At 61.1% G+C, this 25,827-nt stretch carries 14 protein-coding genes; 9 read left to right on the top strand and 5 right to left on the bottom strand.

All coding sequences use genetic code 11. From position 1 onward, the window contains the following. Positions 1-4: 4 nt before the first annotated feature. From ACA058_RS16155 to ACA058_RS16140, 4 genes are read right to left on the bottom strand one after another with little or no spacing between them, the layout of a single operon-like run. Positions 5-3,565 carry a type VI secretion protein IcmF/TssM N-terminal domain-containing protein gene (locus tag ACA058_RS16155; protein WP_497634920.1) on the bottom strand — a complete coding sequence of 1,187 codons (3,561 nt, stop codon included), beginning with the start codon at positions 3,563-3,565 and terminating at the stop codon, positions 5-7. A 7-nt stretch (positions 3,566-3,572) separates the two neighbouring features. Next, positions 3,573-4,916 (bottom strand): DotU family type IV/VI secretion system protein, encoded by a 1,344-nt coding sequence (locus ACA058_RS16150; protein ID WP_497634919.1) that lies wholly within the window; start codon positions 4,914-4,916, stop codon positions 3,573-3,575. 2 nt (positions 4,917-4,918) lie between these two features. Continuing rightward, positions 4,919-6,349: a type VI secretion system baseplate subunit TssK gene (gene tssK, locus ACA058_RS16145; RefSeq protein ID WP_497634917.1), complete on the bottom strand. Its 1,431-nt coding sequence runs from the start codon at positions 6,347-6,349 to the stop codon at positions 4,919-4,921. Positions 6,350-6,363: 14 nt separating this feature from the next. Further along, entirely contained in the window at positions 6,364-7,347 is a 984-nt protein-coding gene (locus ACA058_RS16140; RefSeq protein WP_497634916.1) for a TraB/GumN family protein, read from the bottom strand. 150 nt (positions 7,348-7,497) lie between these two features. Here ACA058_RS16140 and ACA058_RS16135 point away from each other — a divergent pair, with 150 nt between their 5' ends. The 6 genes from ACA058_RS16135 (at position 7,498) to ACA058_RS16110 (ending at position 19,998) form a co-directional block, all read left to right on the top strand. Further along, positions 7,498-8,157 carry a LuxR C-terminal-related transcriptional regulator gene (locus ACA058_RS16135; protein WP_497634914.1) on the top strand — a complete coding sequence of 220 codons (660 nt, stop codon included), beginning with the start codon at positions 7,498-7,500 and terminating at the stop codon, positions 8,155-8,157. 172 nt (positions 8,158-8,329) lie between these two features. After that, complete coding sequence (locus ACA058_RS16130; RefSeq protein WP_497634913.1) at positions 8,330-10,438, top strand: CHAT domain-containing protein; 2,109 nt, start codon at positions 8,330-8,332, stop codon at positions 10,436-10,438. 1 nt (position 10,439) lies between these two features. Next, complete coding sequence (locus ACA058_RS16125) at positions 10,440-12,191, top strand: ShlB/FhaC/HecB family hemolysin secretion/activation protein (RefSeq protein ID WP_497634911.1); 1,752 nt, start codon at positions 10,440-10,442, stop codon at positions 12,189-12,191. Positions 12,192-12,205: 14 nt separating this feature from the next. Beyond that, complete coding sequence (locus ACA058_RS16120; protein WP_497634909.1) at positions 12,206-18,220, top strand: beta strand repeat-containing protein; 6,015 nt, start codon at positions 12,206-12,208, stop codon at positions 18,218-18,220. Positions 18,221-18,428: 208 nt separating this feature from the next. Further along, on the top strand, positions 18,429-18,746 hold the full coding sequence (locus ACA058_RS16115; protein ID WP_497634908.1) for a helix-turn-helix domain-containing protein: 318 nt from the start codon (positions 18,429-18,431) through the stop codon (positions 18,744-18,746). Beyond that, positions 18,739-19,998 carry a type II toxin-antitoxin system HipA family toxin gene (locus ACA058_RS16110; protein WP_497634906.1) on the top strand — a complete coding sequence of 420 codons (1,260 nt, stop codon included), beginning with the start codon at positions 18,739-18,741 and terminating at the stop codon, positions 19,996-19,998. The genes ACA058_RS16115 and ACA058_RS16110 overlap by 8 nt, the downstream gene beginning before the upstream one ends. 80 nt (positions 19,999-20,078) lie before the next feature. Here the strand turns inward: ACA058_RS16110 and ACA058_RS16105 are convergent, their stop codons facing one another. Beyond that, entirely contained in the window at positions 20,079-20,993 is a 915-nt protein-coding gene (locus ACA058_RS16105; protein WP_497634904.1) for a LysR family transcriptional regulator, read from the bottom strand. 269 nt (positions 20,994-21,262) lie between these two features. Here ACA058_RS16105 and ACA058_RS16100 point away from each other — a divergent pair, with 269 nt between their 5' ends. The 3 genes from ACA058_RS16100 to ACA058_RS16090 all read left to right on the top strand — a co-directional run bounded on the left by ACA058_RS16100 (position 21,263) and on the right by ACA058_RS16090 (position 25,799). Continuing rightward, entirely contained in the window at positions 21,263-22,285 is a 1,023-nt protein-coding gene (locus tag ACA058_RS16100; RefSeq protein ID WP_497634903.1) for a zinc-dependent alcohol dehydrogenase family protein, read from the top strand. A gap of 567 nt (positions 22,286-22,852) precedes the next feature. Further along, the gene (locus ACA058_RS16095) at positions 22,853-24,331 is read left to right on the top strand and encodes a hypothetical protein (protein ID WP_497634901.1); all 1,479 of its coding nucleotides are present in this window, start codon (positions 22,853-22,855) and stop codon (positions 24,329-24,331) included. Between the two features lie 67 nt (positions 24,332-24,398). Next, positions 24,399-25,799, top strand: coding sequence for an aminotransferase-like domain-containing protein (locus ACA058_RS16090; RefSeq protein WP_497634900.1), 1,401 nt, complete (start codon positions 24,399-24,401; stop codon positions 25,797-25,799). The last annotated feature ends 28 nt before the right edge of the window (positions 25,800-25,827 follow it).

The following is a 25,827-nucleotide window of genomic DNA, read 5'->3' as shown; positions in this document are numbered from 1 at the left end:
AGTCTTACTCCAGGATAGAGGTGGGCACGCTGGTGGGCGTGTTGCGGGCGCTGAGGAAACGTTTCAATTCGTCCGAGGGCTGGATACTCAAGTACACCCGCACGTTGGCCAGCCCCGCCAGTTGCGGTTGCAGGGTCTGCCACTGGGCGGCGCTGTAGGCGCCGCGAAAGTCGGCGATGCGCAGGCTGCGCGAACCGTCGCGAAATTCGTCGAGCAAGCGCACGAAGCCATCGGCGCCACTGTAGACCCGAGTCAATCGGGCGCCAGGCGCGGGTTGGGCGGCGGGCGCAGGCGCGGGGCTGGTGGCGCTGGCTGTGGCTGCCGGGGCAGCGGCGGCAGGCGGTGGCGGCGGTTCCGGTTGGGGCAGGGCAATGCGCAGGCGCGCTTCCGGGCATTGCTCGGGGGACCAGTACACCCGCGTGCGTGCATCGGCCAGGGACTCGGCCTTGCTGGTGGCGCTGTACACGCGGTCTTTGCAGTCCACCTCCAGCTGGGTGCCTTGCGGACCTTCGTCGACGCTGCCGAACTGGCTGGCGCGGGTGAACTGAAAGTTGCCGGCCGGGAAGGGCGCGCGGCCATTGAGCAACGGTTGCAGACGCTGTTCGCTGGCGATCATCGCGCTGTAGGACGGGCTCAAGGGCAGGGCCAAGCCGGCCACTTGCAAGGGCGCCCGCTCACCCTGGCTGACGAAGGGTGCCAGCCAGTCGTGAACGAAGGCGGCCAGCTTGCCCTTTTCGCCATACAGGGCATCGAGCTGTTGCGCCGGTGGCAGGTTGTGCAAGGCGCCGAGCACGCTGTCCCGCCAGCGTTGCTCGATGAATTCGCCGGTGCGGCGCAGGGTCAGGAACAGCAACAGGCGCGCCGGGCCGTTCATCACTTGCCAGGCGGCCATATCGGTGGCGCTGAAACGCTTGGCGTAGGTCTCGTCGGGTTTGTCGAAGCGCTGCAGCAGGGTGGCGTACTCACCTTGTTGGCCGTCGTTGCGAAACAGCTCGGCGGCTACCCGATACAACTCCTGATCGTTGCCTTGCTGCTGCAGGCGCAAGTAAGCGCTGGCGAATTGGCTTTCCTGGTCACGCAGTTGCGGCAGCGCGTGCTGTTGCGCCAGCCACCACAGCGGAGCGTCGAGCAACTGCTCATTGGCGAACCAGCCATTGAAGGTCTCGCCGACAAACGCCCCGAGCGGGCGCCAGGCGTCCAGCCAGTCCAGACGGGCGCTGGCCCAGGCCCGTTGCCAGCGTGCTGCCAGGGGTTGGCGCAAAGGCAAGGCGGCGAGGTTGCGCTGGCTTTCGCGAAACAACAGTCGGTAGGGGTTTTCATGGCTGGCGGCGCGGCGGGTCAAGGCCTCATAGCGCCCGCGCCACAACTCGACCCCGGCAAAGAACTGACTCTGAAAACGCGCCCACTCCTGCAGATAATCGCCCAGGTAAGCGTTGCGAAACCCCTCCAGTGCGGCGGCTGCCGAGGGGGCGTTGGCCTCGCTGGTTTCGAGCATCGGCGCCAGTACTGCGCTCCAGACCGTGGTGGTGAAGGCCGCCGCGACTTTCGGCAAGGTGTCCTCGTCGACCCCGACCACCTGGTCGGACGGCAGCCAGAACCCGTTCAACAACAAGGCGTCATAACGTTTGCCGGCCCACTGGCGGACGTCGTCCGGAGTCGGCTGGTAGAGCGCCAGCAAGCGGGTCAACAGGGTCTTGAGGCGATTGGCTTCGGCGTCGAGCAGCGCCGGTTGCTGCCAGCGCAGGTAACCCAGGTACGTGGTGAGCAAGTCCGCCGCGTGCGCGCGGTCGGCCTGGGGGTCCAGCTCACCCGAAACGAAAGGGCCGAATAGCCGCCCCTGGGCATCGAACGTGACATTGCTGGTCAGTTCGTCCGTACACGCAGCGCTTCGTCGCCGGCAGTGTTCCAGCAGGCGCAGGCGCTGGTTGAGCGCCAACAGATGTTCGAGCCCGACCTGGCCACGGCCCAGGTCGGATTCGAGCAACTGATCGTAGGGCGCCAGGATCAGGTTGGAAAACTCCTTGAGCACCTGGCTCTTCAAGCGGCCGATATCGCTATCGGCCCGCCGCAGGCCCAGGCCGATGCCGCTGGCGGCGGCGCTTTCGAGCTGCTCGATGGTGCGCCCGCAGCGTGCCAGCCAGCCGATGCGCGCCGTTGCGCCGTGACTGCTTTGTTCCTGGCAGGCCAGGCGGGTTTGCTGCAGCAGCCGGCCGTCGTCCTTGTGCACATCGGATAGTCCGGCACTGAAGATCACCGACAAGCCCAGCAACGCCAGCACGCCGACCCCGGCGATGGTCATTCGGCGGGTGTTGCCGCGCAGGCTCGGGCTGGCCAGTGGCTGGTCCGCCGGCAGCAGGCGGGTGAACAGGTCGCTGATGAACGCGCCCTGCGCCGGCAGCCCGCTGCCATTGGTACCGGCGGCGGTGAAGTACAGCCCGCGCCATTGCGGCGTGCGCTGGAATGGATTGTCCTCCAGCATCAGCGTCACAAGGCTTTGCAGGCCGGGGCCTAAGTTGCTCAGGCTTTCGACGAAGGACCAGATGGCGTGGCGCCCCTGCGCGTCCTGCTGCTCGCGCAGCACGCTCATGCGCAGGGCTTGCAGGCGCTGGACGATGGGTCCATAGAGTTCGTCGAACTGCTGGCTGGTGGCGGCGCTGATCGTGGCATTGGCGGGCAGGCGGTGACCAAGTGCGCGATCCAGCGCCTGGGCCGGCAATGCCGCGCAAAACTGCCGACAGCCGGGCAACTGTTCCAGGCCGGTGACCAGTAGATAGATGGGCATCTGGATTTGCAGGTGTTCCAGCGCTTCGTCGGTCAATCGGCGCAGGCGCATAGCCACGGCGCGTATCGCGTCCGGCTCCTGCAGCAGCGTGCTGACGCCGACGCATACCACCAGGCCGTTCAACGGCAAGCGGTCACGGTCGTTGGCCAGCAGTTGCAGCGCCTGGTACCACAGGCCGCGTTCCAGTCGTTGGTGGGAATCGCTGACCAGGCACCAATGGCTTTCAATGGCGATCATCGATTTGAAGAACCACCAGTACCAATGCGGATCATTGGCGTCGGACTCACGCTTGGGCGCGGGGAAAGGTGACACCTTGCCGGCGCTGGCGAGCAAGGCCGCGACCTCGCTCTGCTGATCGCCGATGAACAGAAACCAGGGGGTGCGATACAGCGGGTTGCGCCCCCGGGCGATATCGGGAGAACGGGCAATGATGTGCCGGGCGTGGGCCAGTTCCTGTTGCATGCGCTGCAAGGGCAGGCGTTCGTCTTCGGGGTTGCCCGGTCCGAGGTCGCCCAACTGACGCCGGGCTCGCCCGTGTTGGGAGAAACGCCGGGCGCCACGCAAGAACCACCAGAGTACGGCGAGCGCCGTCAGGCAGAACGCGCACAGGCGCCAGAAACCGGCCGGCAGCACCGGCAGGGCATAGCGCACCACCCAATAAAGGCCGAGCAACCCGGCGATCAGCAGGAACAGGGCCGCCCCCCGGTAGGCAGGCGGACGACTCAAGCCCGGCAGGCGGGCCAGGCGGGCGGCATTGCGCTCAAGTTGCTGGGCGATGGTCATGGTTGGGTCACCGCTTGGCTTCGGTTTGCAGGAACAGGAAGTCGGAAAGCAGGCTGGCATCGTCGTGCCGTGCGCCGAGCAATCCACGCAGGTAGGGCAAGTAGTCCGAGGCAGGTTCGAATTCCGCGCGCTCGGCAGGGTAGAGCGGTTTGCCGACGGCTATCACGCTGATCATTTCCTGGCCGAACGGCGGGCCGACTTCCCAGCCTTCGGCGATCCGCTCACCTACCGTGAACACTTCACCGGCCTTGATCAGCCGGCCGCTGTCGGGCTCGCGGCGGTTGGGGTAGAGGTGGATGACCTGGCCGTCGACGGTGTAGTAGTCGACGTACAGGTAACCGTCGAAATCGGCCTGGTGCAGTTTGACAATCACCCGTTCGCCCTCGCTGAACAGCGCCGCGTGTCCGGCCCGCGGCGTGACCGCCAGGCCTCGGTGATCGGCCAGGTTGCGTTCCCGCCAGGGCTTGAGCAAAGCCGCCGCCTCGCAATGTGGCCAGATGTGCACGGCGAGCTCGAAATTGGCCTGTTTGACGCCGTCGAGCGCCTGGATGTCCTGGGTCAGCCGTGTGACATCCTCACTGCGCTGCAGGTAGCCAGTGACGCGAGTGTTGCCGTCTGCGTCAACCTGCGCCGACAGATCGGCGCATGAGTAGCCCTGCAGTTGCCGGTCGACGCGCTCGGCCAGTGTCGGCCCGCGTTCCTCGGGTGTCGCCAGGAGCAGCCAGCCCAGATAGCCCAGCGGGATGAGCAGGGCCAGCAGCGCCGCGCCCTGGAGCAGTAACTGGTCCCACTGCCTGGGATAGCGTGGCCCGGAGGGATCTTTTTCGCCATAGGGCTGGGCAGTGATGCCGCCTTCAGCCACGGCATGCAGGGCCACCGGTGCCAGCGGCAACTGCCGCGCATGCAGCTCCTTAAGCTTGGCCAGTTCGCCGTGCTCGCTGGTTTCGTAGTAGTACTGACCGACGAAACCCAGCAGCAGGATGTGATAGTAAAGCTCGCGAACTTCGTCCTCTTCGCTGCGCAAGGAGGAGAGTTTTTCGAAGAATTCATTGCCGGCGTTATTGGTGTTGAACAGCGACACCTGCAAGGGCGTGACGGTATGCCACCAGCTCGGATTGCGGGTCAGGATCTCGTCGAACCAGGCGACCACGGCGAACGCGGCGCGCTCGACCTGTTCGGGCAGCTTGCCGGCGGCCAGGGCGCGACTGCGGGCCTGATTGAGCAATTCGCGCAGGCTTTGCTGGAGTTCGCTGGCCTGTTCCTTGACCGTACTGGCGGCAATGCGTGCGTCCAGGTCCAAGCCGAATGACAGGGCTTTGGCAAAATAGTCGAGCAGGCGAAGGCGGGCCATGGTCACTCCTGTACCTGTACCGGAAACAGCTTGATGACCAGCGAGTCCGGTGGCAGGTCGGTGAAGACGGCAATGCTGCGGCGCTCACGGATAAGCTGCCAGAACGGATGATGGGTATCGATCATGAAGTAGGTGGTGTTCGAGCTACGTTGCGGCAGCTCTTCAGGCGCCACCGCCAGCAGGTCGATCTTCAGGCCGAACAGCGCAGCCTGCAGCAGGCGCGGCATTTCATCGAGCGAAGCGATTTTGCCGGTGCGCTGCAAGCGATCGGCCAGTTCGACACCCTGCAGATCGCATTCGAAGGCCAGGTAGAAGCGGGTCTTGTCCGAGTCGAACAAGGCCGGCGAGAGGTCCGCTTTATAGTAATGGCCGTCGTGCGCCAGCGTGATACCGACCTCGGCGCCGACGGTCAGGGCCTTGATCAGGCTTTCTGCCCGGGCGAAGACATTGGCGAAACAATGCCGCAGGTCCTGGTGGTCATAGGTCGGCAGCTCGCTGTCACTGCGCCCGCGCAATTCCCCGCTGTAGCCGATCTCTTCGGAAAACACCGAGAACTCGGCCACCAGCCGCCGCAGGTCCAGGTACAACGCCCAGGGGCAGACGGACTCCAGGCGCACCAGCTCATCGAGCAGGGGAATGTAGCGGGCGAAGGTTTGCATCATCAACACGCGCATGACCTCCTGCGCGCTGGTGGAGGCGGCGCGGATGCCGCGCTGGCGCTTCAGCGAGGCAAAGTCATTGCCCCGCGAGAGCAGCAGATCGTGCAGGTTACGCGTCCAGCGGCTGAGCACACTGGAAGCGCCGAGGGCGGTACAGGCCGGAATGAAATCGCCGGACACGCGAAAGCGGCCAGGCCCGTTGGGCAGGATTTCCGCTACCTTGAAGGCCTCGCAATGACGCAACAGGCCCGCGGCGTTTTCATCCAGGCTGGTGATGATGCGCGGCTGATACACCAGGTAATCGACGTCGGCTTCGGGGGCCTGGGTATCATAGGGGTCGGGCACTCGATCGCTGCGCAACGCATGCCTGGCCGGCAGTGCGCTGTCATGGCTGGCGGGCGAGGACGCGGCCGAAAATCCCGCGAGATGTTTTTCCCCGGCCAGTACCAGGTACAGGCTGATCGGCTCGTTCGAGCTGATTGCCAGGCTGCCCAGGGAGCGTTCTGGCAGATGGGCGTTGCCCGGTTCGCCGGCGTTTTGCGAGCCGCCGCTGATCCATTCGCCGCTGCGACTGAGCAGGCTGAATCCAAGTATGTCGAACACGCCGTTGTCGAGACCTTCGAGGTTGATGCGCAAGCTGCAGAACCCGCTGGGGTAGGGGCTGAACTGACGGTGCAGGCGCAAGCTGTAGTCTTGCAGCCAGGCGTCCTGTTGCTGCAGGTGCTGAGGGGCGAGGAAGGCACCTTGACCCCAGAAGACTTGAGCATTGGCCATCATGTTCTCCCGGCTTACAGGGTTTCTGGATAGACGGAGTAGCCCTGGCGACGCAGCCCTTCGAGCAAGCCCTGAGGACCGGTCAAATGCAAAGCGCCGACCGCGACGAACACCCCTCCCGAACGCAATTGCACCGCCAGTTGTTGTAGCCAGCGCGCGTTACGGCTTTCCAGCAGGCACTGGCGCGCGCGTTGTTCCAGGGCAACGCCCTGGCTGTCCAGCCCCGTGGGTGAGTTGACTTCATCGAGCCAGGCCGGGAGGTTGCGCGCCCGGTAATAGCCCAGCACCCGGTTCGCCTGCGCATGGAAGTCGTCCGCTTGATCGAGGCGTTGGCGCAGGACCAGGGCCTGCTCCCTGGGGGGGACGCAGTCGAGTGCGGCAAATTGCTGCTCGAGGGTTTCCAGGGCGCGCACTTGCAGACGCGCCTGGCGCGCCCAGTGTTGCAACTCATCATCGAGGGACGTTTTGCTCGGGTGCTCACCCCGGGCTTCGAGCAAGGCCAGAACCACCCAGGGCCGCAGATGTTGGAGTTGCTCGCGCGGCACCCGGGGCAAGAGCTTGCAGAGCATGTTAAAGCGCTGCGGCCCGATCAGGTCGGACAGGGCGCTGTCGCCATCGAGCAGACGATAGCGTTGCAAATCCTGTTGCCAGGGTTCGGCGCTATCCACTTCGGCGACAAAGGTGTGCATCTGGCGGACCTTCTGCTGCAGCCTTTTGGGGACCAAATCGAGCTCCTGGGGCGAACCGAAGTGCAAGGTGCCCAGCAGCAGACTGTAGGCCGGGGAAGGTGGTTGAGTCCTGTCCGGCGATGACTGTTGGCCGGGGACAACGCGGAACAAAATGCCCTTGTCTTCACGCCAGTCCTCGTGCAATGCCTGGAGTGGCGCAGTGGCTGCACGGACGAGCGCCGCCTGGGCGTTACCGTCGTCAATCAGATGTCCGCCATATCCCAGACCGGCTAAGAGTGCCCATAAGGCCAGGCGCTGGCTTGTGTCCATGCTCAGCGATTCCAAAAGTGTCTGTGCGCATTCTTTCAGGGGGTCAAGGCCACTCGCTATATTCCAGATGGTGTAGGTGGGGTGGCCTATGCTGTCAGTCGCAAGCACGGGTTAAAGTAAGCCCCACTAGCCTTTTGAAGGTCACCAACGATGAAGATCCTGATTGCAGATGATCATGCTCTGGTGGTTTCAGCCGTACAGGCCAAGCTGGCTCAACTGGGAGGTGAGATCGAGTTTCGTTGTGCATCCTGTGTCGAGCAATTGTTCCAGATGGCGGGCGATGACCTGGACCTGGCCCTGGTCGATCTGGCGATGCCGGGAGCGCAGGGCTATGCGCATATCACCCAGTTGCGTCGCCAGTTTCCCGCCTTGCCCCTGATCGTATTGTCCGGCTCCGACGATGTGCGAGTGATGCGCGCGGTGCTGGATCTCGGGGTGCTGGGCTTTATCCCCAAGGCCTATAGCGCCGACGTGCTGTTGTCGGCGGTGCGCCTGGTGTTGGTCGGCGGCATCTATATCCCGCCGATGCTGCTCGGTGCGCCGGGCACCTACAGCAATGCCACGCCAGCGCCGCCCAGCGCCCACACGCAACTCAGTCCTTCCATGGAAACCCTGAGCCAGCTGTTGACCGAACGCCAGATGGACGTGCTGCGCCTGCTCTCCCAAGGCAAGCCGAACAAGTTGATCGCCCGCGAACTGGGGATCAGCGAAGGCACGGTGAAGATCCATCTGGCGGCGGTCTTCCGTGCGCTCAACGTGCGCAACCGCACCGAAGCCGTAGTCACCGCCAGCACCCTCGAAGGCATCTGACGAACCGGTATTCGAAGGTTCGTCGCCCCTTGAACCATTCGTTCTACCCCCTTTAGCCAGTGGGCCAGGTGGGTTCCTGCTCCTAGACTTCCTCAGCATACCGGGGCCGGCAATTTGCCTGGCTCAGCGGCACACGTCAGCGCGTGCCCCGTGCACTGAGAGATAGGCGCATATGCAAAAGATCCCTGGCTTGCAGACGGTGTGTATTTCCCTGACGTTGCTGGCAACGGTATGGACCCCGCTTTCAGTCGCCGCTGACAAGCCAGGTGTCGAATCGGCGGTAGCCGCGGTCTCCGCTTCATCACTTGCAGATGCCGACACCATGCTGGGCCTGACGGAGGAGGGCGCCGTGCTCTATCAGCAGGACCCGTTGAAGCTCAGTGGTTATCAGTATTGCAGCCAGGCGGTGGCCCTGGCCGAGAGCGGCGAGTTGCGCCTGAGCGCGCGGGCTTCGGGTAAGGCCCTGCACCTGGCCAAAACCAATAACGACCCCAACCTTCAAGCCGTGGCCAGTCGCGACCTGGCGATCGCCTTCAGCTATGCCGGGCAACTGGACAAGGCCGAATCGTTCGCCCGCGAAGCGCTGCGCCTGCCCGCCAAGGATCCGCAGAAGGTCGTCGGCCCGGCCTACAAAGTCATCGGCGACGTGCAAGCCCGAAGAGGCGACTATCGCGCCGCGATCGCCAGCTACGAGCAAGCACTGGCGGGGGCATCGGAACGTTATAAACCCTTGATCCAGGCGTCGCTGGTCAATGCCTTGATCGATTCGGGCGACCTGCCTCGGGCCCGTCAGCTATTCAATTCGCTGAACAAACCCGCAGAACCTGCCCAGGCCGCGCAGCTGCAACGCACCGAGGCGCGACTGCTCCTGGCCGAGGGGCAGCCGCGTCAGGCCAGCGCACTCTATCGGCAATTGGCCGAACACCCGCCCAGCATGGACAGTGCTTATTACCGTGTCTGGGCCTGGGACGGCGTAGCGCGCAGCGAGACCTCGCTAGGCAACAAGCAGGCGACCGCCGAGGCCTATGGCAAGGCGCTGGAGGAGCTCGATGGCATGCGTGCCAGTTTCCATAGCGACGAATTCAAGATGGGTTTGTTCTCGGATGTGCAAAGCATTTTCGAGCGGGCCATCGGCTTCTATGCCGACCAGGGTGACGATGCCAGCGCCTTTCAGACCAGTGAACGCAGCCGTGCCAGAGCATTGCGCGATGCGGTGCGCGAGCGCTCGCCAGTGCCCGAGGACATGACTCGCACACAGAGCCTGGCGCAAATGCAGGCAGCCTTGAAGGCGGATGAGCGGGTGGTGCAATTTCATGTGCTGCCCGATCGGCTGTTGAGCTGGACCGTGGGCCCCACCATGCTGGAAAGCCACAGCCTGGCGATCGATTCCAAAAGCTTGACGCAGTTGGTCGAAGCCTTTCGCGACGCCTTGGCCAACGGGCGCCAGAGTGCGGTGGCCGTGGCCGACAAACTGGGTGGGGCGATGCTCGGGCCAATGCAGCTCAAGTCGGGCCAGCGTTTGATCATCGTCCCCCATGGCCCGTTGCACTACTTGCCGTTCCAGGCATTGCGCGTCGATGGGGCCTGGTTGATCGAGCGCCATCCGCTATCGCTGGCGCCCTCGACGAACATTGCCCTGGGTCTGGCCCAGCGCACCCCGAAAGTCCACGCCAGCCTCACCGCATTTGGCAACCCACGGGTCGAGGACAGCCTGGACTTGCCGGGCGCCTCGCGGGAAGTCAAGCAGTTGGCCCAACTGTTCCCGCGCAATCAGTTGTTCATCGGCGCGTCGGCCACCAAGACCGCGTTTCGCGCCGAGGCCGATGGCTCACCGTTGCTGCACATGGCCGCGCACGCCCAGGCGGATCGTCTCGACCCGCTGCATTCGCGCATTCTGCTGGCCAACGAAGGCGGGCAGCGCAGCTTCCTGGAAGTCAGCGAACTCAGTGGCATGAACCTCTCCAATACTGCGCTGGTCACGCTATCGGCCTGTGAGTCGGGTCTGGGTCGGGTCGATCGCGGCGATGAAGTGCAAGGCTTTCCCCGCGGTTTTTTGATGGCCGGATCTTCCGCCTTGATCGCCTCGTTGTGGCCAGTCTCCGACGATGCCTCCGAGTTGCTGATGCGCACCCTGTATAGCGAACTGGCCCGGGGCAAGGATCTGCAGCGGGCGATGCAGGCCGGGCAACTGGCGGTCATGCACCAATCAAGCACCGCCCACCCGTTTTTCTGGGCACCGTTCAACCTGATCGGTAACTGGCGACTGACCGTAGGAGAGTGATATGCACAAGCGTGTGAAAGGTGCCGCTGGCGCTTGGCGAGACCAGTCCTCTGCGCTGTCGCTGGGCAGGCTTGAAGGGCGCTGGGCGACCCTGGCCTGCGTGAGCCTGCTCAGTTGCCAGCAGGCGTGGGCTGCAGAGCTGCCGCCTAACCAGAGCGACCTGCAACAGCTGCCCGGTTCAAACCTTTGTGCATCGTGCAATCCCGGCCAGAACCTTGAGGCGCCGACCAGCAAATCGGCGCCACCGGCAGCCCCGGCCAGCGCCGGACCCACCGTGGTACTGCGCGAAATCCGCTTCAACGGCGCCCGGCAAATCCCGCCGCAACGCCTGCAGGCGCTGGCAGCGCCCTATATCGGGCGCCCGGTCGGGCTGGCGCAACTGGACGAACTGGCGCAACAGGTGACGAACCTGTATCACAGCGAAGGGTATTTCCTCGCCCAGGCCATCGTACCTGCGCAGAAAGTCAGCGGTGGCGTGGTGGAGATCACCGTGCTCGAAGGACGCCTGGGCAAAGTACTGCTGCATGTCGACCCCAATGCACCCCTGTCCGAGGAGTGGGTGCGCAAATACCTGGCCCCGCTTGAGCCAGGCCAGCCAATGCGGGCGGACAGCTACGAGCGGGCGATGCTGCTGCTCTCCGACCAGCCCGGGGTCAAGGTCCAATCGGGCCTGCAGGAGGGCGTGGAGCCCGGCACCACCGACCTGGTGGTCGAAGTCGCCCCCGCCGCACGCTGGTCCTTTGGCCTCAATGCCGACAACAACGGCACAAAAGAGAGCGGCAGGGCGCGGGCCGGTGGCTCGGCGCGCTGGGCAAGCCCCTCCGGAGTGGGCGACAACCTCGACCTCAACGCCTTGTTTTCCAACGGCAACGGCGTCAACTACGGGCGCATCGCCTATGACCGGCCGTTGAATGGCAGTGGCTTGCGCGCAGGCGTGGGCTTTTCCCGGGTCGAGTACGACCTGGGTGGGGCCTTTTCCGAGCTGGGCGCCACCGGCACGGCCTACGTCACAGAAGCGATGCTGAGTTGGCCGCTGCTGCGCCAACGCTCACAGAACTTGTTGTTGCGCACCCGCATTGAACAGCGGCGCCTGACCGACGAATTCGACGCCTTCGATTTCGAGAGTCGCAAGGAGATCTATGGCATCGGCCAGGGCTGGGGCTGGGAACGTCGCGACAACTGGCTGGGTGGCGGCTATTGGTCGAGCAACGGCGAACTCTACTACGGCCACCTGCGCTTTCGGGACGACGTCGCCGAGCAACTCGACAGCGGGCCTTTCGGCCTGCACACCGCCGGTGACTTCTTCAAACTCAGTGGCAGCCTGGCGCGCCTGCAAGGGCTGACCGCGACCCAGAGCCTGTATTTCTCCATCGGCGGCCAGACCGCCAGTCGCAACCTTGACTCCTCGGAAAAGCTCGCCCTGGGCGGTGCCCACGCGGTGCGCGGCTATGCCACCAGCGAAGTCCTGGTCGACGACGGCATGCTCAGCACCATCGAATGGCGCTGGTCGGTCACCGAGCTATTGACCCCCTACCTGTTCTACGACTACGGACGCGGCAAGCAACTGCACGACGCGCCGGTCGCCGTGGACAACTGGCAAGACCTCAGCGCCGCCGGTATCGGCCTGGTAGTCGCCAGGCCCGCCGACTTCCTGATCAACATGTCACTGGCCTGGGGCCTTAGCGGCCCAGGGGTAACCGACGGCGGCGACCGCCAGCCACGGTTCTTCGTGGAATTACAAAAATGGTTCTGAATGCGGAGGCGATCATGAAGCAAGGTCACAGCTGTGCCACGCCAGTTTGCCCTGGCCATTGCCGACGGGTGAGCGGTCACTTTGCTCTGCATCCACTGGCCCTGGCCCTGGCGTGCCTGGTCATGCCGGAGTTGGCGCTGGCCTTGCCGGAAGGGTTCAATCCAGTGAGTGGGCTGGTGAACCAGAACCTGGCGACACCCGGGGTGATGAACCTGCAACAGGGTAGCGATCGCGCCATCGTCAATTGGAACTCGTTCAACATCGGCCCGACGGAAAGCGTGAATATCAGCCAGCCGAATGCCAACAGCGCCATGCTCAACCGGGTGACCGGGGGAGTGTCTTCTTCCATTGCCGGCAGCCTGACCGCCAATGGCCGGGTGTTTCTGGTTAATCCCAGTGGGGTGGTGTTTGGCGCCGGTTCGCGGGTGAGTACCGGTGGATTGGTGGCTTCGACGCTGGATATTTCCGATGATGATTTTAATAACGGGCGGTGGAATTTCAGTCGGGCCGCCGGTAATCAGGCAGCGGTCACCAACCTTGGAGATTTACAGGCCGGACCAGGCGGTACGATTGCCTTGATGGGCGCTGTGGTGCGCAATGAAGGCAGCATCAAGGCCGATGGAGGTACTGCAGCACTGGTGTCCGCACGGCAGGTGTCGCTGGACTTTTTTGGCGATGGCTTGACCAACTTCACTGTCCCCCAGAGTGGTATTGGTAGCCAGGCTCTGATTGAAAACACTGCGACTGGCTTGGTCCAGGCGGATGGCGGGCGGGTCAAGATATTTGCTAATAGCAACGCAGTAGCACCGTTGGTGGTCAACCAACAGGGCGTACTGCGCGCACGTTCATTGGAGCAGCATGGGGGAGAAATTATCCTGGCAGTCGCCACCATGACAGACCCTGCTGCAGTCGGTGGCAACCGTGTCGAGATAGGTGGCACGCTGGATGCCAGCAGTATTGGCAGTCTACCCGGCGGTCATATCAGTATCGCCGGTGCTGGTTTGTACTTGAATGACACGGCTGTGCTTGATGTAAACGGTGCGTCTGGCGCTGGCCACATCGATTTGGTGTCGACAGAGTCGATGGCGCTGGCCATAGGTTCCAGTCTTACCGCTAATGCCCTTGTCGATGGCAAAGGTGGCACATTGAACGTGCAAGGTGGAAGAAGTTTGACAGCCCATGGGAGCCTTCAGGCGCGAGGTGCAGGCAGCGGAGCCGGAGGTGCGATCGAAACGTCTGCGCTAGCTGTGAATCTTGCCGGATTGAGGGTGGACGCAGCTGGTACTATTGGAAACCCAGCTGGAACATGGGTGATTGACCCCGTCAATATCCGCATTTCGCACGATTCAGGTGACGGTTGCTGCCTCCTGGAAAACCCCTTTGATTTAGTGACAGCAGCAAATTCCGTAGTGTTGGATAGTGCAATTAATGCATCGATTAACAATGGCAGTAGTGTGCGGATTCATACGACCCCGATTAACTCTACAGATGTTGGAAGTAATATTGTTATCAATGAAGGAGTTTTAATACATCGCACTCAGGGCGGTGCTCCAGTGGAGTTGCGTTTCGAAGCGGACGACAGCATAACGGGGAGTAATTTTTCTATAGTGTCTGATTTGGCACCTCTTGGAGTGGTGTTTAATGCCAATGCAAATGAATCCAGGGCAAGAGGTGGGGGAATTACTCTGGATTCTGCTATCGATGATGACGGCACTTCCACAAGCAGGTCTGCTATTAGTACGCATGGTGGCAGTGTCGCTTTTTACGGTGGGAAAAACCCTGATAAGGCTGTTCCTGCAAGCGCTATGGATCCAGAAATATTTCTAGGTGGAATCGATATAAATACGAGTGATGTTGCACCTGTCAGCAGCGACTCGGTGTTTATGCGTGGGTACTCTGATGGGAGCGGCATTGAGCTGGATGATATCGAAATTCACATTGGAAACGGAGATTTAATACTGTCTGGCGGTTCCCCTGAAGGATCCGGGGTTATATTGGTAGACAGTAATGTTCTTGTGGATAAAGGAAATGTAACCATCGGAGGAGAGGGTGGGGCTGGTGTAGAAATTAGCTCCAGTGAAGTTCGTGCGGTCGAAGGGGGAATTAAAGTTGCAGGGAGCGCAAATAAGTTTGAAGGAGTGCTTTTGTCCGAAGCAAATATCTCTGCCGATCGCGGAAATATTAATGTCAGTGGCAATGCTTTTACCGAGGATGGCGTTGTCAGTAATGCAGAGCATTTTGGGATTAATGTGGATGGAAGTGTGGTTAGGGTGGGCGATGGCAACCTAACAATGAGTGGTTTTTCGTCCGACACGGCAGGAGTGTTTTTTGCGGATACGAACATAAACGTTGACAGTGGGAGTATTCAAATCGGCGGAAGTTCTGGGGCGAACGATGGGACTGAGACTGACGGCATTGGTGTACGATTTGAAGATGGTGCAATTAATATGGGGAGCGGAAATTTTATATTGAGCGGGTTATCCGACGGTTCATCGGGGGTATTTTTGCAAAATGCGAGTGTCAATGTGAGGAACGGAAGTATTCAAATTAGCGGTGCCTCTCAAGGAGGTGGAGGGGGGAATACTATGGGGCTACAGGTGGAGAACAGCAGGATTCATGCGGGTGGCGGAGATGTGCTACTTTCAGGTAGTTCTATCGGTGACATAGGCGTGTTGTTGTTTGAAAGTAATGTAGCAGTTGATGGCGGAAATTTATTTGTTGTGGGTAACGGATCTGATGGGGGGGAGGGTATAGAGTTTAACTCTAGTGACGTTAGTGCGGTGGGCGGAGGTGTTAACCTGGCTGGGAGTTCAGATAGTGATGCAGGGGTATTTTTGGAGGGTTCCAATATAAGCGTCAGCCAGGGAAGCATTAGTATCACAGGAATCACGCTTACAGGGGATGCAGGTGTCGAAGTCGATGGATTTTTGCCTAGTAATCACATTAGTGCTGTTAGTGGAAACATTACTTTAGTTGGATTGGCCGGTCAAAACTCCAGAAGTATCACAGATCGGTCTGGCTTGATTCTGCATGGGGGTACTAACATTACCACCGATACCGGTAATATTGATCTACTCGGTCGCGTATCGTCGGCTGAACGCGGCGCCGGGATATTGTTTGATCTAGACGGTGGCAAATTATCCATCAAATCGCAGACAGGAGATGTCAACCTCGCGGGTGAAGCAACTGGTCGTAGTTTTACTAGTGGCTTGCTGGTCGTAAAGTCGTCGCCTGAGGCTACCGGTACAGTGTCCGCCGGTAACCGCCTGGGTATACGCGCATCTGCCAGCAGCACAAATCAATTGGCATTCGACCTCGGTGATATGTCACTGACAGGTATTGTGCAGACAAGCCTGCGGCCGGGAGGAGTGGATGTTAACGGCAAACTGACCGAGAACAATACGACTCCCATCCAATTGGGCGACGGTCCTGACGGCTTTACTCCGGTCAGCAATTTCGTCGTCAATCAGGCAACCATCGATCAAATCACGACCCCTCGGCTGGTCATCGGTAGCGAACTGCATAGCGCACCTATAGTCAGTGTCGGGGGTCTCATAGTAGGCAGCGCCACGCAGTTGACCTTGCAAGCCGAAGGCAATGGCGGCTCAATCGATCTACGTGCCCCATTAACCGTGACAAACGGAACGCTATCCCTATTAGCCGATGGCCAAATCAGTCAAAGCAACACCGGCACCCTCACTTCCGAACTACTGCTGGCAATCTCACGCAACAGCAGCGTACTGCTGAACAATCCAGCCAACGCCCCCCACGTAATCGCCGGCCGGGCCGCCGGGGACTTTTCCTTCACCAATGTCGACGACCTGAGCATCGGCACCGTCGAAGGCACCTCCGGGGTACAGGCCGGAACTGTGTCCATCAACACTCTGGAAGGTAATTTGAGTGTCGATCAGGCGGTCACCGCAACGGCCGGCAGCGGCGTGCTCAACAGCGCCGGGACGTTGGATGTCAACGCACCACTGAGCGTGGCCAATGGCACCCTGGCGTTATCGGCTAATGGGCAAATCAGCCAGAGTGATACTGGCGCGCTGACTTCTGAACAGCTGGTGGCGATCTCACATATCGGCAGTGTGTTGCTGAACAACCCGGCCAACGCTGCCCATGTACTCGCCGGCAGCGCCGCGCAGAACTTTGCCTTCACTGGCATCGGCAACCTGAGCGTCGGCAGCGTAGGTGGCAGCTCGGGGTTGCAGGCTGGCACTGTGTCGCTGCGCAATCTGGCGGGGGACATGAGCATCGATCAAGCGGTCACGGCGGCGGCCGGCACCGCCACGATCGACAGTGCGGGCTCGCTCAATATCGCCGCCCCCTTGAGCGTGGCGAATGGCATGCTGACGTTAACGGCCGTTGGTCAAATCAGCCAGAGTGACAGCGGTACGCTGACCTCGGAGCAACTGCTGGCGATCTCTCGTAACGCCAGCGTGCTGCTGAACAACCCCGCCAACACTTCCCATGTACTGGCCGGCAGCGCCGCCCAGAACTTTGCCTTCACAGGCGCCGGCAACCTGAACATCGGCACCGTCGGTGGCACCTCCGGGTTGCAGGCTGGCACTGTGTCCCTGCGCAATCTGGCGGGTGACATGAGCCTCGATCAGGCGGTCACGGCAACCGCTGGCACTGCGACGCTGGATAGCGCCGGTTCGCTCAATATCAGCGCCTCCGTTAGTACGGCCAATGGCACCCTGACGTTGGCGGCCGATGGCCCAATCAGCCAGGGTGACACCGGCACGCTGACCTCAGAGCAACTACTGGCGATCTCGCGAAATGGCAGCGTCCTGCTGAACAACCCGGCCAACGCTTCCCACGTCGTCGCTGGCAGCGCCGCCCAGGCCTTTGCCTTCACCGGCGCGGGCAACCTGAACGTTGGCACCGTCGGTAGCACTTCCGGCGTACGGGCCGGGACCGTGGCCCTGCGCAATTTGGCCGGAGACATGAGTCTCGATCAAGCCGTCACCGCCACTGCCGGCAGGGCCGTGCTGGACAGCGCCGGCGCGATTGCTCTCAACGCGCCAGTCAGCGTGCCCAATGGCACCTTGTCACTAACCGCCAATGGGCAAATCAGCCAGACCGAGAGCGGGGCGCTGACGTCCGAACAGTTGCTGGCGGTTTCGCGAAACGCCAGCGTGCTGCTGAACAATCCCGCCAATGCTCCCCACGTGGTGGCGGGGCGGGCTGCCGGGGACTTCTCCTTCACCAACGCCGACAATCTGAGCATCGGCACCGTCGATGGCGTTTCCGGGGTCCAGGCCGGCAGTGTGTTCATCCGCAATCTGGACGGCGACCTGACCCTGGATCAACCAGTAGCGGCCACCGCAGGCAGCGCGGTCCTGGTCACCGGAGGGCGCTTGCAGAACCCGAGCGGGCAGAGCATCTCGGCCAGCACCTTCTGGCAAATCTGGGCCAACACCTGGATTGGCGAGAACCGTGGCGGGCTGGTCGGGTCCGGGCGCCTGCCCAATCTCTATGGCTGTGCATTCGGTGGCAACTGCGCCAGTGCGGCGGGGCTGGCGACGACCGCGGGTGACAATCACTTCCTTTACCTGCAGCAGCCTACGGCGCAGGTCACCATCGCTTCCGGCTCCGGCCCTTTTGGTGTGGTTCCGCAGTTTCAAACCAGTATCAGCGGCTTGATCCTCGGGGATAGCGGCAATGGCATCAGCGGTTCGCCCGACAGCGCGTTCTCGCAGATTGCTCGCCCCGGGACCTTTTCCGTCGGCGGCACTTTCACTTCGGCTGAGGGCTACTTGTTGACGGTGGTGCCCGGCACTTGGACCAACTACCTGTTCGGCGCCGTGGACGCGCGACCAGACTGGACGCGCGAGCGCCCGGATACCTGGCTGTATGACCACAACATGGGCGGTACGCCCATGTGTGCCGCGCCCGGCGTCACCGTGGCCAGCGCGGTCCAGCAAGGCGATGTACTGGCGCGGGAATGGTCACTGGTCAAGTCGCGACCCAAGCTGAGTTCCTGCGTCGCCAGTGACAAGCAGAACGGCTGTTCCGACTTCTAAACCTGTGCACTCTGCACGCCCTAGGCATTGCCAGCCCCGGGCGTGCATGGCTTCTCACTATTGAACAGCGCTAACTCCAGCATACTGTTGTTTATGCGCCCGATATCCAGATAAACCACAATAGAAGGGAATTATCTTCCTTGAATGGGGTTGTGGTTAATTCTATAATTTTGGGTGTTAAGGGCTGTTTATCGACGGAAGACACATTATGTTGGATTTAAGCCTCATCAGGCCGGGCGAGATCGTCAAGCGACTCTGCGAGCGCCTGCGCACGGAGCGGCTGGCTCAGCAGATGACGCAAGCCGATGTGGCAGGGCGGGCCGGTATCGGCACCAATACCGTGTCCAACCTCGAAGCCGGGCGCAATGTCGGGTTCGAGAATGTGGTCCGTGTGGCCATGGTTCTTGGACGAGCCAAAGAGCTTGAAGGACTATTCTTGCCAAAACTCGACAGCCTTCAAGACATTCGGCGCTACGAAAACAGTGCCAATCGCCATCGTGCCAAGAGGAAGTCTGACAATGCTTGAGCAGGTGGACGTCTACTACGAAGGATGGGGTGAACGTTGGTTGTGGGGCACGCTGGTGTCTACCACAGCTATCACCGGTCGCCCACAGATTGTGTTTGAGTACAGCACTGAAGCGAAAAGCAGGGGCCTGGAACTGTCATCCTACACACTTGCATTGGAAGGGCCGCGTTTACGCCGAGGATTCCCGCTTCACCAGCTGGGCCTGCCAGGGCCTGTGTATGACTCCTTGCCTGACGGTTGGGGCATGTTGCTGATGGATCGTTTGTTCCGGCGCCGCCGCCTCAATACAGCACGCATCGGACCTCTGGAGCGGCTTGCCTTTATTGGTAACAATGCCATGGGGGCAATGTCGTTCGAGCCCGTTGCGCCTGAGGGGCAAGCGTCGAAAACGCATATTCCACTCGAGATGCTTGCCGCTGAGGTTCAGCAAGTTCTGCAGGGTGACGGAGGGGAGTTTCTGCAGACCTTGCTGCTGGTAGGGGGTTCGCCTCAAGGCGCCCGGCCAAAGGCGTTGGTCTATCGCGATCGGCAAACCGGCACCTTTACCACCGCCGCCAGGCCGGGGCTTGAAGCCTGGATGATCAAGTTCCCGGCAAAGGAAGAACATGTCGAGGTGTGTGCGATCGAAATGGTCTATGCCGATTGCCTGCGCAGGTGCGGCATCCAGACCCCGGACACGCAGTATTTCGATCTGCCCAATGGCCTGGCGGCCTTCGCCAGTAAACGCTTCGATCGTCTGGACGGTCAGCGCATTCCCATGCAAAGCCTTGCCGCCTTTACCGGCGCCGACTACCAGTCGCCGGGGGCCCTGGACTACGTCAACTTTTTGCGTGCGACACAGTTGTGTACCAACGATGTGCGACAGAAAGCGCTCGCCTTCGAACGTGCGGTCTTCAATGTCGCGTTCAACAACCGGGACGACCACCCGAAAAACTTCGCCTACATCATGTCTGCGTCCGGTGCCTGGCAACTGGCACCGGCCTACGACGTGACTTTCTGTGAGGGCCCGGGCGGTTATCACCAGATGGATGTGATGGGGGAAGCCCTGGAGATTGACCGCAAGGCGATGCTCGCACTGGCAGACGAAGCAGAGGTCTCGGCGCACACTGCTGGCGCCATCATCGACAGAATCTGCAACGTCGCCAGCCAGTTTACGGCCATCGCCGAGAACCTGTATCCAAGCGTGGTCAACCAGGACACTCTGAATACCATTCAAGGCCGAATCGACGAAAACATCGACCTGCTGCGCTGACGCCACCTGCACCGCAGTGGTATTGACCGCCCGGCGCAGGTGAAACGGCCGGGCCTCGAAGCCTTGGGTCTGGCGCAGTATCAGAGACTGTCCGGATCCCCGAAAAACATCTGAATCCTCGACCTCAGCCAACGCTCCCCCGGATCATTATCCTGGGACCCACGCCACGCCATGTGCAATTCAAAACTGCGCACTGGCAGCGGTGGGTCTTCGGCCCGCACCCCGCCGGCTGCCGTCAGCGCATCCGCCGTATAGTCAGGCACGGTGGCGACGATATCAGTACCGCTCAACAGCGTGCTCAACCCGTTGAATTGCGGCACCGCCAGCACCACGTGACGTTTACGCCCGAGCTTTTCCAGCTCTTCATCTACAAAACCGCTCAGGTCACCCGCGAACGACACCAGCGCGTGGGGTCGTGCACAATAGTCATCCAGGCTCAACGGACCCGGCACGGTGTCGGCACGCAACAGTTTCGGCTGGCTGCGGCGCAACACTTTGCGCTTGGCATTGGCTGGCAGATCGGTGGTGTAGCTGACGCCGATGGAAATTTCGCCGGAGGCCAGCAAACCGGGCATCAGGATGTAGTTGACCCGCCGCACCACCAAGACGATGCCCGGCGATTCGGCGCGCAGGCGCTTGAGCAGCATGGGCAGCAGGGCGAATTCGACGTCGTCCGACAGCCCGATGCGAAACACCGCGGTGCTGGTGGCCGGGTCGAACTCGGCGGCACGGCTGACGGCGGTGGAAATCGAATCCAATGCCGGAGAGAGCAGGGCGAAGATCTCGACCGCCCGCGCGGACGGTTCCATGCTGCGACCGGTGCGCACGAACAATGGGTCGTCGAACAGCCCGCGCAAGCGTGAGAGCGCCGCACTGATGGCCGGCTGGCCGAGGAACAGCTTCTCCGCGGCGCGGGTCACACTGCGTTCGTGCATCAGGGTTTCGAATACGATCAACAGGTTCAGGTCGACACGACGCAGGTCATTACGATTCATCTTGAGTCCTGGCAGAGTCAGCAAACTTGACGTGAGCGGCCATATGGGAACAATGGCCAGCAGGAATATTACGGGGAAAGGCTGGTACTCTGCACCGAGTAATTCAATTTTCCCACACCGGCTACTACGGTTTCCTACGTCATTTGACGATGGTGCTGCAGCTGCGGAATCAATGACAGGCATGTCGACTATTAATAGCCACTGATAGTGTTGGGTTGAAAGCCCAGCTAGAGTTCAAGGCATTAGAGGTTCAATTGGCGAGGTTTGCGATGTCCCGCACGATCCGTTTTCACAAGTTTGGTCCAGCCGAGGTGCTCAAATGCGAAGAGCATGCGGCGGCTCTGCCTGCTCCGGGCGAAGTGCAGGTGCGCGTCGAAGCCATTGGCATCAGCTGGTACGATACACTCTGGCGCCAGAACCTGGCGTCGTCCCACGCTCGTCTGCCTGCCGGTATTGGCCAGGAAATGGCCGGTATCGTCACCGCTGTCGGTGAGGGTGTCGATGACCTGGCGGTCGGTGACAAGGTCGCCAGTTTCCCGGCCCAAAGCCCGAACGATTATCCGGTCTACGGCGAGCTGATCGTGCTGCCGCGCTCGTCGGTGTCCCGTTACCCGGACGTGCTCAGCCCGATCGAAGCCAGCGTGCATTACACGCCGCTGTTGATTGCCTATTTTGGCTACGTCGACCTGGCGCGGGTCAAACCCGGGCAATTTGCCCTGGTCACCGACGCCAGCCACTGCGCCGGCCCTTCGTTCGTACAACTGGGCAAAGCCTTGGGTGTTCGAGTGATCGCCGCGACCAAAACCGCGGAAGAGCGTGAGTACCTGCTGTCGCTGGGTGCCGAGAAAGTCATCGTCACCGAGGAAGAGGATCTGCTGATGCGGATCAACAAGATCACCGACAACCGCGGTGTGGATGTGGTGTTCGATGGTTTGGGTGGCCCGCAAATGTCGTTGCTCGGCGACGTACTCGCGCCTCGTGGCAGCCTGGTGCTGTACGGCCTGCAGGGCGGCAACCAGACGCCATTCCCGGCGTGTGCGGCGTTCCAGAAGAACATTCAGTTCTTCGTGCACTGCATCGGCAATTTCACCGGCAAGCCGGAACTGGGCATCATCCAGGACCAGGTCGCGCTGCAACGTGCCTTGCGCGACATCAACCAGATGACCGCCGATCGCGTGCTGCTGCCGCTCAAGACCCGAGTCTTCCCGTTCGCCGAGTTTGTCGAAGCGCACCGCTACATGGACGAATGCCCATGCCGCGAAAGGGTTGCCCTGCAAGTCGAACCTGCTTGACCCCTCCCAAAGAGTCCGTGCCTGCACGGACTCTTGCATTTTGAGCTCTTTGCCCCCGACATGAGACGTCCCACCAGCCTGAAGGTGGGTCGGTTCAGCAACTGAACCGGTTTTTGCTCTCGATCTGTAGCTTCTAATCAACATCCAAGTACTGATAATTGCATGATTACTTTCATCTCAAGGAATGAGTCATGGCCAGGTATCTAGCCGATACTTTTCAATGCGCGTCGTTGACGCCTGTTCGACAACTAGCGATTTGTTGTGTGGTCGTCACATTATTACGAGAAGCTACTTTCCTCATTTTTTGTATTAAATGTCTGTGGGACGCTGTCGGACATTTCCTAGGATGTCGAAGTCAGTCGAAACAAGCCCCCGCCAAAGCCCTGTGCGTCAGCCCTTGTGTGCCTGCCTAGCTTGTAGCGATCATTTATTTCAAATGATGACAAAAAACTTAATTGTTAGCATTTGGTAATAAAGTTCAGTAATTAATCTCCCTTCGGGCATCCCTTGCGCTTTGCGTGCAGTTGTTTGCGCTGTATCGAACTTTTGAATATCAGGTAAATAGAAATGACCCATATCCATGATCAGGCGATGAACTATGTCTATCAACAAGTGCTGCAACGCTTGTTGAGTTTTTTTTCACGCGCCGAGCGCACGGCATTGCAGTTGTTGATCCAGCGCCTGGCTGTCGCCGCCGGAGGGATGGAGCGGATTGGCGACTTCAAGGTATTGGCGGTTCAGTGCGGATCGCGTGACAGTTGCTACACCCTGGCGCTGCTGCGGGCCGCACAGTTGACGATCGCCACTCGGGCACCCGCGACATTCCAGTTGCGGGTGGCGACCCTGCGGCTTAATGGCATGAGCCAACTGGCGCTGGATAACATACATCGCAGCTACAACGCCTTGTTCGTCTACGACGATCCCCGGGTCGAAGTGCTGATGGTTGATAACAGAGAGGTGCTGGCGTTCGATCACCAGGCATCTGTATCCAGCGCCGGACGTGAATCCAATCGGATGAACCTGCTGATGATCGGCCATCGTCGCGTCGTGGACGGACCGCTCGACCTGTGGGATGACGGGTACCTGGCCACAGGCGAGTTCCATGGACAAATCGCCCGCTGGAACAATGGCGTCGATGCCTTGGTCAGTGGCGACTCACCGCGCCAGCAGAAGCGGTTCATCGAAGGGCTCAAGCGCGCGGCCGCCAAGGCTGGCCTCGCGACGTCGAGCCGTCACGAGGCGGATTACGGTGGGTTGTTCATGTTGCTCGATGAATTTGGCAGCGACTGTTATCAGGCGATTTATGCCGACTACGGCCAGGAGGCCTGGCGTCCGGCAGAACGGTTTGAAGCCTGTCGTCGCACGACCTACATCGATATTCACGACGTGCTGGTCAGCCACCTTGAAGAGCGCTGGCCGCTACTGACCGAGTTTCTCGGGTTCCAGGCCGATGAACTGGCGGCTCATCTTGGCGAAAATCAATACGTCAGCGTGGCTGTCTCGGCGCACCTGCGGGGATTGCAAGCCTGCTTCGTCCAGGGCGGCACCTATGAGGCAGGCGTTGCACACTACCTGCAGCGCGCCCTGGTGATGATGCGTCGTAATCAGCTACCGGAACGCTTATGTGAGCGGGCAGACGAGGCGTATGGCAACCCACACAAGCTGGCCGGTCAGCGCGCACTGATCGCCGACGAGGCTCAGCAGAGCTTTGGCCTGAACGAGGCGCAATGGGTGTGCCTGCTGTTTGCACCTTTTGTCGAGCAGGGTGCGGCCCTGGAGCGCTTCCTGCGCCAATGTCACCCGGGCATGCTCGTGGCCATGCCCGAGTTGCATCGGGCCATGCAGGGGCATCCGGTCGCGGAGCAGATCCTGCAGTGGATGGTCGATGTCAGCGGCTTGCCTGTCAGCCTGATCGGCACGCTGTATCGCATGGGGCCGGTGGTGCAGGAGGGCAATTCGATGAACCCGCCCGACAGCCATGCTTCGGCGTCCGTGCAAGCAGGCGACGAGGTGTGCGTGACCGGTGAACGGTCGGCAGGACGTTGAACGTGCGCACGTTGCCGGCCTCTTCGAGTGTGCGTGACAGCCACCGCCACGCAAGTGGTCCCCTGCCATGAAAGGACAGCGTGAAACCGATTTCGCTTATCAGGCGGTTTACCGCTACCTGACCAGCCTGATCAGCGAACCCGTGAGCGACAGCCGTGTACGTCTGCCATCCTTGCGTGAACTGGCCGAGCGCCTGAGCGTCTCGATCTCGACCATACAGTATGCCTACTCGCTCCTGGAAAAGGAGGGGCGGGTTTATTCGGTGGCCAAGTCCGGTTACTACGCGCTGCCGGTCGCCCCCAACAGTACGCTCTACGATGGCAGTGACTTGCTCGAGAGTGTCTATGTCAACGCCCGTCTTCCCGGCATGCTGGTCCTGAGCGCGGATGAGCCAGCCTTGCTGCAACCGCTCGACAGCCCACTGTTGCTGCTGGAAAGGGAGCTGCTGCGTCAATACCCGCGCCAGCCGCAACCGTCTGCGCAGCCCTGTGGCGAACTGGAGCTGCGTACCGCATTGGCGGCGCGCTATACCACCTCGCCGGTGCGCTGCTGGCTTGCCGATGATGTCTACATCGGCGCCGATCTTCGCGGCGTGCTGGAAATCCTGATCGTCGTGTTGGGTCTCAAGGACGCCGCGGTGGTCGTCGAGTCGCCCTGTGACTGGGCAATACTGCGCTTGTTTCAGGCGGCCGATGTGAAGGTGATCGAATGGCCGCTGCTGGGCGACGGTAGCCTGGACTGCAAGCGCCTCAGGGACCTGCTGGAAGCGGAGCCGATACGCTTGGTGATGGTGTCGTCCGGGCTGAACATGCCCCGAGGCAGCGAGGCACCCGATGACAACCGGCAAGCGATCGCGCACTTGCTGGAACGGCATGGCAGTTGGGTGCTGGAAAACGATTGTTATGGCGAACTCGGGTTTGAGCCCGATCAGCGGCGATTTCGCGATCTGTTGGCCCCGGAGCGCTTGATGGTGTTTTCCACGTTCGAAAAGATCATCGGTCCGGAAGCTCCTTATGGCTATCTGCTCTCTCGCCATATGAGCAGCGAGCTGCAACGACAATTCCTCTTGCGCGCCTTTCGCCTGTCGCCGATTCGCCAGAAAGCCATCGCCCGCTTGTACAGCAACGGACGCATCGATCAACACCTGCACGTACTGCGCCGACGCCTCAAGGACGGCAAGGAGCAAATGACCCGGCTGCTCCAGGAACGCCTGGGCGACGCCTTGCAATTCGTCGAGCCCCAGGGCGGGGCGACGATCTGGCTGCGCTCGCTGCGCCGGGTCGATATGAGCCGGGTGTTCCAGCGGTTGCTCAGGCAACAGGTGGTCGTTGCGCCCGGCGAACTGTTCAGTCTTCAAGGCCTGCATGGGCAACACTTGCGCTTGAGCCATGGCTTTGGTAACGACCAGGAACTGGCCGTCGCGCTGGGCTTGCTGGGGGACGCCTTGCGCCTGGAAGCCATCGATTGAGCCTGGGCAAAATGACGCCAATGATCGA

The organism is Pseudomonas sp. LBUM1649, assembly GCF_059716155.1.
The sequence above is the reverse complement of the archived record's forward strand: the minus strand, read 5'-3'. Positions and strand labels throughout refer to the sequence as shown.